We start from the raw sequence: 12,877 nt of genomic DNA, 5'->3' as shown, positions 1-12,877 counted from the left end.
CGAGCGCATCCTCACGAACGAAAAGGTCACTTATCGCGTTTTCACCAGCAATGTCAGCATTCGCGGCGCCAAGTGGAGCCGTGTCCAGACCAAGTAAACACCCCCCACTACCCATGAAACTCCACAAGCAATCCGTTTCCGGTGTCGCCCTGATCATCGTCCTGGGCTTTCTGGTCATCATCTCCGCCCTGGCGGTGGCTTTCTTTAGTAGCGTCAACACGGAGTTGAAGGCTTCGCGCAATTTCGCCGCCGGCGTGACGACACGTCAGTTGGCGGATTCCGCCGTCCAGCTCGTGATGGGGCAAATCTCCGCCGCCACGATGCGGGGCGTCGATGTCAACGGCGACGGGATGGGGAATGAAGCATGGGCCTCGCAGCCCGGCATGATTCGCGTCTACGGGTCCAACCTGGGTGTGGGAGCCGGTTCCACGGCCTCCAACCGCGCAGATGCTTTTTTCAAGCTCTACTCTTCCGACAAGATGATCCTGACGGGCACTGACCTGGCTGGTTTCAAGACGGGGCAGTATTCCGATCCCAACGGCGATTCCTATGCCAATTGGGACCTGGCCCCGGCCTTGTGGACCGACTTGAACGCCCCGGTGCTGGTCCGGGATCCGATTTCCAACCAGACCACGCCCCGTTTTCCGGTCATCGATCCGCGGGCCTACACGCATTCGGTCACCCCGGCGACCCAGTACACCGATACGAAATGGCAGGACACCGTGGAGGGCTTTACCTACGATTCGGGTTCCGTCCATGGCGCGGTGGGACCTGGCAACGCGAACAACCAGCGCCTGCCGATGCCGGTGCGCTGGATCTATATCCTGCAGGATGGGCAATTGACGACTCCCGTCAACACCGGGACGAGCACGGCGACCTTCGTCAACACCGCCCCCTCGGGAACGAACGTCCCCACGGCGCAAAACCCGATCGTGGGCCGCATGGCCTTTTGGGCGGACGACGAGACGTGCAAACTGAACCTGAATACGGCGGCGGGCTTTACGAAGAATATGAGCAGCTTGGGGACCGCTTACCAGTCCAGCCCCAGCGCCTTCGCCGGTTCGTTTTGGGACACGCCGCGATTTTATACGGAATTCGATTATGGCATCCCCGATGCCAACGGCATACCGCAGCCGAACAAGACCAGCGGTGGGCTGGCGCTCTGCCAGTTGTTGCAAAATGAGTTTCAGCGCTATCCCGGCCACCCGGCGACCACCTCGCTGGCTCCGGTGCTGAACAACCTGCTGAGTTCCGAGCAGCTTTACGCGCTCGTTCCGCGCTATTCCAACCTGAACCTGCAACTCCAGCCCTCCTCGACCGTCGGCGGCACCCAGCGCATCATCGTCGACCCGGTCAATACGCCGGGTGATCTCGATAACAAGCAGTTGCAGCCCAAGCAGGACCGGCTCTTCGCTTCCACCGATGAGCTCCTCTTCGGTCCTCACGTCAAGACGGGTAACTTCTCCAGTCCCGGTTACGCGCGGATGACGGTCAATGCCTACAACTCGTTCCCCGGGAATCCGATTACGCCGGAACTCATCGATCAACTGCGTTTCTTCGTGACCACGCAGAGCCGGGCGCCGGAGCTGAATCTGTACGGGCAGCCCCGGGTGACCTGCTGGCCGGTGCGATCGGAAACAGCGGCGGAGACGACGGGACTGAACGTCTTCGACAACCTGATTTTGTTCTGTTCCACCGTCGGCGCTTCCACGGGTGGGGGGGCTCGCCCGGACACGAAGAATACCGCCAGCGGGGTTTACCGCTACATCTTTACCCGCCGGGAACTGGCGACCAACGGCAGCATGACCAGCGTCACGGGCCATCCCGACCCTACGAACCCGGCTGTTTCCCAGAGTCAATATGAGTTCAATACCGGCTTTATCCAGGACTGTGAATTAACCCGCAACAAGGCGTTGCTGTCGAGCTACCTCCCAAATTTGATGGCCCGGGCGGTCCCGGGGGTGGGGCGCACCTACGCCCAGAGAAATTTCACGAGCCAGGACCAACAGGCCGTCCTGACGGAGATTTTCGACTACGTCCGGCTGGCAAACTCCCAGGACACCACGACCACGATCTCGACGGGCGCGGCCATCCAGTACGCGCCCCGGGGTTATGTGGTCCCCTCGAAGCCGGGCACCTATTTCAACGCTCCTCAAGCCAAGGGATTCGGCCGCATGTCCACGCTTTGCGAGGCCTCGCTGGTCTTCTACTACGCCGGGCCGCAGATGGATGCGTCCTACGTTCCGCCGGCCCCCGCGTCGTCCTATCTGACATCGGCCAGTTGGTCCAAGTGGGATCCGAGCGCTCCGAATTCCCGGTATGTCAAGTTTGATCCCATCACCAACAAGGTCAAGGGCGGCTACATGCGGGCCTTCCTGCTCTTCTCGACCTTTGATCCGATGCAGGGTTATGCGCCCAAGACGGATCCCGCCCAGACCGATCCGAAATTGAGCATTGAAGTCAGATGGCCCCAGGATTGGTCGGTTTCGATCAATGGTCCCGGCGGCGGTGGCGGGCCGATGGGCTGGCCGGTCGCGGGTGCGCAGCAGGGCGTCGCGACGACCGTCTATCGCGCCCCAGGGGCCTATTGGGGAGGGCGCAATTATGGCGGCTACGAGGGCTTCATGCACACCTTGCAAGGCAGTGGGGTGAGTTGGGCTCCCTATAAGGTCAAATGGGACAATGTTTCGGCGTCGGTGGCCTCGAGCTTCCTGACGATGAACGCGGATTATGGGGAGACGTATAATTCCGCGAGCCCCAGCCAGCCGATCAAGAATTCGTTCGTCTCGAACCTCCCCGGGAGCGCCTACAACAGTACTACCGAGGAGTATTATCCGTTCCAGACCAAGGCTTCGAGCGCGATTGCCATCCCCGGGCCGTCGGTCAATTCCAGTCCCACGTTTAATTTCTCGGGTGGCAGCCTCATCGTGCTCCTCTACTATGGGGGCAGCAGCACGAACAATAACTCGAAGGCGCTGCAAACCATTAATATGACCTTCCCTGCGGGACAGAACTGGCCCGTTCCCCAGGGCCCGCCCGCCCAGTTGAACCCCATGACGGCCAACCAATTTAAGATGCCGAACGCCGATGTGACGACCTGGGCCGCCATGGATGCCAACCCGCAATGGTATGGTGGTGCGGTGACGGCCTCGAACCAGGGTACGGGCATGCACACTTGGTATTGGACGGGCAACGGCGCCTTTTTTGCCAACATGGCGACGGGCCTCCGCACCTCGAAACTGTCGGTCTTTACCTATCGCACGAGCTTGCAGGCTTCCTGGTCCCTGGCGACCCGCATCGCCTGGTGCACCGCCCCGGATACCGGCAGCGGTCTGCTGGGAGGAGGGAGCAGCTACGATCCTTACACCAACAGCTCCGGGACGCCGGTCGCTCCTGGATATCTCGGCGACCGCTGGCGGTGTATCGTCCAGCCGGGAGACACCATTCGCAGCCTGCTCTACTGGAATGGCAAGAGTGCCAGTGGAGGCACCCTGAGCGGAAAACAAGCGATCTCGAGTGGAGATCTCCGGCTCGCGGCGGTGACGTCGACCATTCAGGCGACCGATTTCGCACCGCATCCCGACTATACCGGCCCGCAATCCCGGGCTTGTGTCCTGCGCGGAGGCGACGGCAATCGCTACTTCCCCGTGACCCAGTTGGTTTCCACCAGTGCTCCGGCCAATGTGCTGATGGGCGGTGGCGATCCGAGGCTGGAAGCCACGCTGGGGAACCATATCTCGATTACCGGCGGGGCCAGCTTTCCGCTGCGGGCAGTGTTTCCAGAGACCCGCGCCTTTGGCAATCTGCCGTGGAGCGGAGGCGCCAATCCCACCGCCATGGTCAATGGCGTGGTGCGCGGCAACGGTGGGGGATCGGCTCCCGGCGACTTTGATAACGGGGCAGGTGATTTCCCCGATGGACCCTTCTGCAACAAGCAGGACGAAGGCAACGTGATCTATCGGTATCTGGACTATAACGGCCAGTACGTTTATCCGATTCCCTACTTCACCAGCAACTGGTCCTACCAGAAGCCCGGTAACACCTTCACCTCGCCGAGCCGGCAGATGCCGTCTCCTGGCATGTTTGGCTCGCTGCCGTCGCAAGTCCCCGAGAATTTTGGCTGGCAGACCCTCTGTTTCTCGCCTGTGCCGGCGGGCACCGGTCACCCCGGGAACCAGGATCCGAAAGATCACTTGCTTCTCGATCTCTTCCAGATGCCCGTGGTGGAGCCGTATCCGATCAGCGAGCCCTTCTCGACCGCCGGCAAGGTCAACCTCAACTACCGGATCGCTCCGTTTGACTACATCCGGCGCTCCACTGCGCTGCGCGGCGCACTGTATCCGCTGCGGGTCACCGTGGTGGACAGCCAGGGCGCCAGTAACGTCAGTAACAGCAGCCAATTCCTCACCTATAAGACGGGCCAGCTCACCGCGGGCTTCACCCCGTTGAATGGCCCGAATGGCAATCCGCTCCCGATCCCGACCAATTTCCGCAAGGAACTGGATCGTGATTTGACCATCGCGGGTTTCGACGGGTTTTACGACTTCTACGCCGGTGACCCCGACAACGGCTTCTTCAAGTCCGCCAGCCAGGTCTGTGAACGGTACTTCTATCCGCGGAACGACATCTCCGCGTATGCGGGCACGCCCAGCGGTGAAACTTCGGCGTTGCAAACTTATTGGGCCAAATCCGGCGACCTCACCGGCGACAACGAGCGTGAGAAACCCTACACCGACTTGTATCCGCGGGTGACGACGAAATCGAACACCTTCACCGTGCACATGCGGGTGCAGACCTTGCGCCAGGCGGCCCGTGGCCCGGGTGGCAATTATGCGACGTGGGTGGAAGGCAAGGACAACGTCCTCGGTGAATACCGGGGAGCGTCCACCATCGAACGCTACATCGATCCCGCCGACCCGCGCTTCGCCACCGGCCCTTCCAATGCGATCAATCCGGACCAGAAATCCGTGGAGCCGCTCTATCGTTTCCGCGTGGTGATCAACAAGAAGTTCACCCCGTAACGAAAAGCGCGGGCCCATCTGTCCTTTCCACGAGCTACCCCATAGTCGCTCGGGTTCGCGGCACGCTGCTAAGTTTTCCCGCAGGCCCACGATACTATAGCGCGGGCGTGTCAGATGGGAGCAGTGCGGATTCGCCAGTGGGACGCGCAGGCATGTCTACCGGCAATATGAGTTCTCCTTATGCGAACGACGATTCACGACACATCCCGCGGGTGCGACAACTCGGCAGTCGCGTTCAATCGTTCCCAGTCGTGCCTAATCGTGCCGGATATTTTCTCCAGCGCTCCTCAAGCCGGCTCAAGGTGAATCAAGGTAATCAAGGTGATCAAGCTTGCGAATTTTTTCCAACCGGCCTTTCCGCGCAGCGGTCGCGGTGGATCAATCCCACTCGGCTCCCAGTCGTATTCAACTCTGGAAATCCCACCCGATCCCACTCGATCCCACTCGCGAATTTCCCCGTGATCCTCTCACCTCCGCGATCTGCAAGCGCATGGCCTGATTTGCTGGCCGCGCAAGTCCTGGGAGAATCGGCCGGCCCGCCAGACCGCTCCCCGTGGGCGGGCAGTCTGGGGACGTCCGGACAGACGGAAATGGGGGCGAATTTCAAAAATCGCTTGCCATCGGCGCGTGAGACGGGAAATGTGCACGCCCTTTCAATGGCTGGGTAGCTCAGTTGGTAGAGCAGAGGACTGAAAATCCTCGTGTCGGGAGTTCGATTCTCCCCCCAGCCACCATCCCCGCACGGGCACGCGGGGGTGAAACGCTGCCACTCCCTTTTTGCCCTCATGAAGCCCTTTCCTGTCCTTCTGATCGCCTTGTCCGCCGTGCTCTGCGTTCGTGCGCCCGCGGAGCCGTCGATTCGCCTCCAGTGCACGCCGTCGTTGCTCCCCCTGGCTACGGATCTCGTGCGCCCTTTGCGCGACCAAGGCATCCAGGTCAGGCTCGTGGAAGAAGCGGGCAACACGCAAGTCATCGGCGCGCTGGGCGCAGGCGAAATCGATGTCGCCCTGCTGAGCCGCGCCTTGAAGACGGAGGAGCGCGTGGCTTATCCCGACATGCGTTTCTCGGAGACCACGCTCGGCGCTCACGTCGTCACGGTGGTGGTGGCGCGCACGGTTTGGGACAGTGGGGTGCACGCGCTCAAGCGCCAGCAGATCCTCGATCTCTACGAAAACAAGGCGCGCAGTTGGAAGGATGTCGGGGGCGAAGAACGCCCGATGATCTTTTTCGACCCCGCGCATGACCACGGGGTGTGGGAGATCTTCGCCGCGTGGCTCTACGGCGACATCCATCGCGCTCCCGCCGTTACCTGGCAAATCGTGACCGATGGGCCGGACACCCAGACCACGCTGGAGTTCGCTTCCGGCGGCATCTCCGTCGCCAGCCTGCGCTGGGCCGATCGCCGCCATGTTTTCCCGCTGGGGCTCATCGACGACAACGGCAAAACCGTCGATCCCAGCAAGGCCAATATTCTCGACGGCAGCTATCCGCTCAGCCGCCCGATCGTCATCGTTTTTCCGCGGGAGCCTGCGGCGGACAAGAAGAAGCTGCTCGAGTTTCTCGTCGGCGAAAAAGGACAGAAGATTATCGGCGCCCACGACTTCACGCCGCAAAGCACGCTCACCGCGCCGTAGTCAAAAGAACAGCCGGCAGAGCGTGATCGACGCGATCACCGCCACGGTGTCCGCGGTGAGCCCCGCGAGGATGGCGTGCCGCGTCTGCCGCACGGCCACGCTGCCGAAATAGACGGCGATCACGTAAAACGTCGTCTCCGTGCTGCCGTAGATCGTCGCCGCCATGCGGCTCACGATGTTGTCCGGCCCGAGATGCTGCACGAGCTCCACAAAGAGCCCCTGCGTCGCGCTGCCGCTCAACGGGCGCATCAACACCATGGGCAGCAGATCGGCCGGGAAACGGAGCGCCGCCAGCACTGGGGTGAGCGTATCGGTCACTTGCGCAATTACCCCCGAATCACGCAGCAGCCGGATCGCGACCAGCATCGCCACCAGGAAAGGCACGATCCGCATCCCCACGCCGAAGGCCTCCTTCGCCCCCTCGACGAATTGCTCATACACCTTCACCCCGCGCAGGGCCGCATAGAGTGGAAAGAACGAAAGCAGAAACGGCACGGCCAGCATTGAGATCACCAGCAGCGGCCGCAACCAATCCGGCTTTTCCGCGAGGTCCGCCGACGGCGCGAGCCACGTCAGCCGCGCGAACATCCAGACAAAACAGAGGACGAAGGCGACCAGGGCGATGGCTCCGATCGGGTGCAACGGCGATACCTCCACCTTTTCCACCGCCACTTCCTCCACCGGCACGGTTGTCGTCGCCGCCGCCGTTTCTTCATCCTTCATCGTTGCCCCCATTGCACCGTGGACGTCTCGCAGGGCCTCGGCTCCGCCTTCATCCTTGGCTCTGAACATCGGCAACCGCTCCAGCACCTTCGCGGCGCAAACACCCGAGCACGCCGCGATGCACGTCGCGAGAAGCGCCGGCAGGAAGATCGCCGTGGGGTTCTGCGCGTGATTCACCGCCAGGATCGCGATGGCGGTCGTCGGCACGAGTTGGATCGAGGCCGTATTGATCGCGAGAAAGGTACACATCGCATTCGTCGCCGTGCCCGGTCGCGGATTGAGCTTCTCCAGCAGGCTCATCGCGCGCAAGCCCAGGGGAGTCGCCGCATTGCCCAGGCCGAGCATGTTCGCCGCCATGTTCATCACTATCGCGCCCATCGCCGGGTGATCGGGTGGCACCTCGGGAAAAAGCAGACGCAGGAGGGGTCGCAACGCCCGCGCAATGAACTGCACCAGCCCCGAGCGTTCCGCCAGCCGCATGATCCCGAGCCAGATGGCCATCACCCCTACCAGCGGCAGCGCGATCTTCATCACCGCATCGCTGGCGGTCTCAAAAACCCCCGTGGTCATCTGCGGCAGTTTTCCGTTAAAGCCGCCCACCAACACCGCGATGAGGAGAAATGCGAGCCAGATCCAATTGAGCATGAGCCCGCACTATGCCGTCCGGGCATGGCTAGGAGCAAAAGAAAAGAAGCCGGTCCGAATCGACGCTATATTTTACAAAATCCCGGTGGCCGAATTCAAATCTGGTGATAAAAGTTTAGCCCGATCCCCATGCCTGCCCGCGGAAATACGAGAGCCACGATTGCCGATATTCAGCGCCTGCTCGGGCAGAGACCGTTTGTGCCCTTTCTTATCGTCACCCGTAGTGGCCTGCGCTACCGCGTGGCCAGCGGGGAGCATGCCGGGCTCAATCCACGGGGCTCACGCGTGCACGTGTGGTTCGACGACGATACCGGGGTGACCATCGCCGAGGCGAATATCGTGGCGTTGGAAAAGGAAGTCCCGGCGACAGCGTAAAGCGACGGTGAAATGAGGCTTTCGAGGCTATGACACGGCCCGGCCCTTGGCAAATCGCGCGGGCGTGGTAGGCTCCGCGTCCCGAATTTCCCCATTATGGCCATCAGCAGCATCATCGACCCCGAGCGCCTCGAGCGCATTGAATTCAGCAACGACGAGATCGCCCGTTACTCCCGGCACTTGATCATGCCCGAGGTCACGCTCGAGGGGCAGAAGCGCCTGAAGGCAGCCAGCGTCCTGTGCATCGGCGCGGGCGGCCTTGGTTCGCCCATCGCGCTTTATCTCGCCGCCGCCGGCGTGGGCCGCATGGGGCTCGTGGATGCCGATACCGTCGATTTCTCCAATCTCCAGCGGCAGATCCTGCATGGCACCAAGGACGTGGGCCGCAAGAAATTGAACAGCGCCCGCGACCGCATCCGCGAAGTGAACCCGAACGTGCAGGTCGATCTCTACGACGACTTCTTCACCTCGGCTAACGCGCGCCGCATCTCCGAGCCCTACGACATTATCATCGATGGCACGGACAATTTTCCCACGCGCTATTGCTCGAACGACATCGCCGTCTTCCTCAAGAAGCCCAACATCTACGGCTCGATCTTCCGCTTCGATGGGCAGTGCACCGTCTTCGCGCCGCATCTCGGCGGACCGTGCTACCGCTGCATGTTCCCGGAACCGCCGCCTCCCGGCATGGTCCCGAGCTGCGCCGAAGGTGGGGTGCTCGGCGTGCTGCCCGGCATCATCGGCGTCATGCAAGCCATCGAGGCCGTGAAGCTCATCATGGGCATCGGCGAGCCGCTCATCGGCCGGATGATCGCCTTCGACGCGCTGAAGATGAAGTTCCGCGAATTCAAGCTGCGCAAGGATCCGAAGTGCCCGGTGTGCAGCGCGAATCCGACCATCACCGAGCTCATCGACTACGATCAATTCTGCGGCATCCCGCAGGCCAAGGCCGCCGAAGAAGCCGAGGCGCCCGTCCCGCAAATCACCGTGCAGGATCTCAAGGCGAAGCTCGATCGTGGCGACAAGTTCCGCCTCATCGACGTGCGCGAGCCCTTCGAGTGGGACATCTGCCGCATCCCCGGCGCGACGCTCATCCCGCTGGGCCAGCTCCCGTCGCGCATGAGCGAACTCGATAGCGCCGACGACATCGTCCTCCAGTGCAAGAGCGGCGCCCGTTCCGCGCGCGCCCTCAAGCTCCTGCAGGAAGCCGGCTTCAACAAGCTGAACAACCTCGAAGGCGGCATCCTCGCCTGGGCTGAGCAGATCGACACCAGCGTGCCGAAATACTAGCGCAGGCACCCTTCCCGCACCGGCTACATCAGTGACTTCAGGCCGTCGAAAACGGCCTGAAGGCGTGCTTTTGTCTCCGGTTCTTTCACGCGCCCGAGGCTCGTCTCCAGGTCCGCGAGCGTGGTGTCGAGCTTCCATTTCACCACGCCATCGCTCGCGACCCGGTCGCCGAGTTCTTCCGCCGCGGTGGCATCGCCGGCAAAAAAGGCCATGCCGAGCAGGGTGGGGCGCACCCATGGGTCATTCGGGTTGAGGGCCAGCGACCGTTCGCAAGCCATGCGGGCCACTTGGGCGGTGGCCGTGGCGCGATTCTCGTCGCCGCGCCGTCCGCGCTCCCGGTAAAGCAGCGGCAGATTGCCGGAGGAATAGTAGTCGTTCAGGTCGAGATTCATTCCCTTCTCATAGCTCTCGATGGCCTTGCCGAGATTCACGAGCTTGTCGTTGGGCGTGGCCGTCTTATCGCGAGATAGCTTCTTGTAGCGCCCGCCCAGCATTCCGTAGCGCTCGGACGTCGCGCCGCTGGTGGCGATCAACTCCTTGAGGGCACCGATTGCCTCGGTGGTGTTGCCGGTCTTGTCGACAGCCAGGCAGCGCTGCTCTTTCACGATCAAGAGATCGGTCAGGTCCTTGGGAAGACTATCGATGTAGGCCAGCGTCTCGGCCCAACCGACGAAGTCGCGCAGCAAATAGAGAATCTCCAAGGCGACCGCGGCGATGATCGGGCGCTGGTTGGCGAATTGATCGCGCAGGGCCAACGCCAGCGATTTCTGCTCGCTGGACGGCGACGCACGGACCGCTTCCACCTGCGCTTGGAAATTGGAGAGCTGCTGGACAAAATCCTTGATGACCGCGGCGCGCTTGGGGTCGACCGCTCCGGGATAGCCGCGGAGGACTTGAAACATCGGTGCGACTCCCTGGGCGAGAGCAGGAACTCCATCGGCGAGCTTTTGGCGAATCTCGGCGGCGATCGCGTCGGAAACCTCCTGCTCGGGAAGCGGGTAGACGATCCGTCGCATTTGATCGATGTCGAAGAGAGCCTTGGACCAGTCGGCAGAGATCAAGACACAACCGGCGTTGCGCGCGGCGTGGCGGATGCCCACCTCGTAGTAGACGTTGCCGTTGGGGATCGTCATGTCGGCGATCACGAGGTCGGAAAAATACAGGCGCTCCAACATTTCATGGATGATAAGCGCGCCGAGATCCTGGTCGGCCCGGATTGCCTGATATCCCAGCGCCTCAATGGCCGGCCGCAGTGCCTTCTCCCAGAGGCTGTCGAAATTGATATTCGCCGGTGCTGGACTGCCCGCTTGCGTGGGCTTCGTGCGATACGGCATGACCATGAAACAGATGGGGCGTGGCATAGGTTCAGGAGTGGATCGGAGCGGCGGCTAAACTAGGATTATGGGCCGGCATTGTAACGAACGAATCCAAACGCGGGACGAAGCAGCAAAGGTGGCATTTTCCGGCGCGGCCAGAATTACTTGGCCGGCGCGGGAACGGAATCCGCCTTCTCGAAGTCGGTCGCGTTCACCCATGGCGTCGTCATCTTCTCGCCCGCCATGAAACGCTCGTAGAATCCGACGTGATTCTTGTTGGAGTGCAGATATTGATCGAAGACCTTGCCGTTCCCATTCATGCGGGGATCGGCCTGGGTGCGGAGTTCGGCGAGGAGTTGCTCGCGCAGGTCCGATTGCACGGAGGTGCTTTGCGGGGCGAGGGCGAGATTCTTCAGGCAATCGGGATCGTGGGCGAGATCGTAGAATTCCTCACCCGGGCGCAGGCCGAAACAGCGCGCCCAGAAGATATCGGCCGGGTTCTTGCGATGGGCCTCCAGGATGGATGTCTTCGTGGGGCTGCCGTCGCAATCCAGATAGCCAGTCTCGGGATTGCCGGCCGGCCAGCGCGTGGGCGCGAAATTTTCGAGATAGACATAGCCGCCCTTGATGATGCCGCGGATCGGATAGCCTTCGTCGTGCGGACGACCGATGTCATTGCGCTCGCGGCCGATGAGCACGTGGTCGCGCGCCGGATCGGTGAGGCCGGATTTTTCGGAACGGAAAATCCCGGTGAGGCTATGCCCGGCGGGTTCGGCCATGCCGGTGGCCGGCCATGCGAGACCGGCGACATCGATCAGCGTCGGCGCCACGTCCACGAAGCTCACATAATCATCGACCGTGCGCCCCGGCTGCGCGATGTGGCCCGGCCACATCGCGGCGAGCGGGATGTGATTGGGCAGCTCGCCGGAGTTGCCTTTGCTGCGCGGGAAAGGCATGCCGTTGTCGCTGGTGACGATCACGAGGGTGTTGGCGAGCAGGCCGCGCTTTTCCAGCTCGGCGAGCATCCGCCCGAGATGGCGGTCGAAGTGCTCGACTTCAAAAGCGTAGTCGAGCAGGTCGTTGCGCACCTCGTCATTGTCGGGCCAGCAGGCCGGCACGCGATCGATGTCCGTGAGCTTCTTGCCTCCCTTGGCGACACCGGAGCCAAACTCATAGCCGCGGTGCGGTTCCACGCTGCCGTACCAAAAACACCACGGCTGGCCCGCGGGCGCGGCGTCGAGGAAGGCCGCGAAATTTCCGGCATAGTCGTTGTTGCTAATGCCCGTCGTGGGCGGCGGCGCCTTGCGTTGGTTGAACGCGATGCCAGTCAACAACCGCGGCTCGCCCGCCGCGTCCTTCGCCTCGCCGGGTCCCCAGCCTTTTTGGGTAAAGCCGACGAACCACCCGTGTTCCGTGAGCGCCTCGCCCCAGCTTTTGAACTCCTGCGGAAAATAGCAGATGTGATTCGCGGCTTCCTTGAGCTGCCAGGGATTGCGCCCCGTGAGAATGCACGAGCGCGACGGCGCGCACTTCGCGCTCGGCGTGTAGGCGTGGTTGAAGAGGATGCCTTCGCGCGCCACGCGATCGAACGATGGCGTCTGCACCCACTTCGTGCCATAGGCCCCGGCGTGCATGCCCCAGTCATCGGCGACGGCGAAGAGGATATTCGGTGGTGTGGCGGCAGTCGCGGAGAGTGCGGCCAGGGACGCTAGAAGGAAGAACGCGAGGAGGGATTTCATCGGGAGGGGGACCGTGCAGTTGCACGTCAATGTCCTACCCGGTGCAAGCTTCTTTCTTGAGGTCGAAAACGCGATTCTTGGCCGAACAAAGGCAGTTTTCCGCAATGGAGCCAATGGAGCCAATGGAGCCACGC

Annotated in this window: 7 protein-coding genes and 1 tRNA gene; 5 read left to right on the top strand and 3 right to left on the bottom strand. The window is 62.1% G+C overall.

The window, feature by feature from the left end:
- Positions 1 to 113 precede the first annotated feature (113 nt).
- From vccA to ABJF10_RS07145, 3 genes are all read left to right on the top strand, one after another.
- The gene (gene vccA, locus ABJF10_RS07155; RefSeq protein WP_348543848.1) at positions 114 to 5,021 is read left to right on the top strand and encodes a Verru_Chthon cassette protein A; all 4,908 of its coding nucleotides are present in this window, start codon (positions 114 to 116) and stop codon (positions 5,019 to 5,021) included.
- Between the two features lie 658 nt (positions 5,022 to 5,679).
- Positions 5,680 to 5,755: transfer RNA gene (locus tag ABJF10_RS07150), tRNA-Phe, on the top strand.
- A 51-nt stretch (positions 5,756 to 5,806) separates the two neighbouring features.
- Positions 5,807 to 6,655, top strand: coding sequence for a substrate-binding domain-containing protein (locus tag ABJF10_RS07145; RefSeq protein ID WP_348543847.1), 849 nt, complete (start codon positions 5,807 to 5,809; stop codon positions 6,653 to 6,655).
- Here ABJF10_RS07145 and ABJF10_RS07140 read toward each other — a convergent pair whose 3' ends face one another.
- Positions 6,656 to 8,023 (bottom strand): nucleoside recognition domain-containing protein, encoded by a 1,368-nt coding sequence (locus tag ABJF10_RS07140; protein ID WP_348543846.1) that lies wholly within the window; start codon positions 8,021 to 8,023, stop codon positions 6,656 to 6,658.
- A gap of 129 nt (positions 8,024 to 8,152) precedes the next feature.
- Here ABJF10_RS07140 and ABJF10_RS07135 point away from each other — a divergent pair, with 129 nt between their 5' ends.
- Both ABJF10_RS07135 and moeB read left to right on the top strand, forming a co-directional pair.
- Complete coding sequence (locus ABJF10_RS07135; protein WP_348543845.1) at positions 8,153 to 8,398, top strand: hypothetical protein; 246 nt, start codon at positions 8,153 to 8,155, stop codon at positions 8,396 to 8,398.
- Positions 8,399 to 8,494: 96 nt separating this feature from the next.
- The gene (gene moeB / locus ABJF10_RS07130) at positions 8,495 to 9,688 is read left to right on the top strand and encodes a molybdopterin-synthase adenylyltransferase MoeB (RefSeq protein WP_348543844.1); all 1,194 of its coding nucleotides are present in this window, start codon (positions 8,495 to 8,497) and stop codon (positions 9,686 to 9,688) included.
- A 23-nt stretch (positions 9,689 to 9,711) separates the two neighbouring features.
- Here the strand turns inward: moeB and ABJF10_RS07125 are convergent, their stop codons facing one another.
- Together ABJF10_RS07125 and ABJF10_RS07120 are read right to left on the bottom strand one after the other, a co-directional pair.
- Positions 9,712 to 11,049, bottom strand: coding sequence for a tetratricopeptide repeat-containing protein (locus ABJF10_RS07125; protein ID WP_348543843.1), 1,338 nt, complete (start codon positions 11,047 to 11,049; stop codon positions 9,712 to 9,714).
- A 116-nt stretch (positions 11,050 to 11,165) separates the two neighbouring features.
- Positions 11,166 to 12,743: a sulfatase gene (locus ABJF10_RS07120; RefSeq protein ID WP_348543842.1), complete on the bottom strand. Its 1,578-nt coding sequence runs from the start codon at positions 12,741 to 12,743 to the stop codon at positions 11,166 to 11,168.
- Positions 12,744 to 12,877: the final 134 nt, after the last annotated feature.

Source organism: Chthoniobacter sp., from assembly GCF_040003245.1.
Taxonomy (GTDB): Bacteria; Verrucomicrobiota; Verrucomicrobiia; order Chthoniobacterales; family Chthoniobacteraceae; genus Chthoniobacter.
This window is presented reverse-complemented; position numbering and strand designations above follow the sequence as displayed.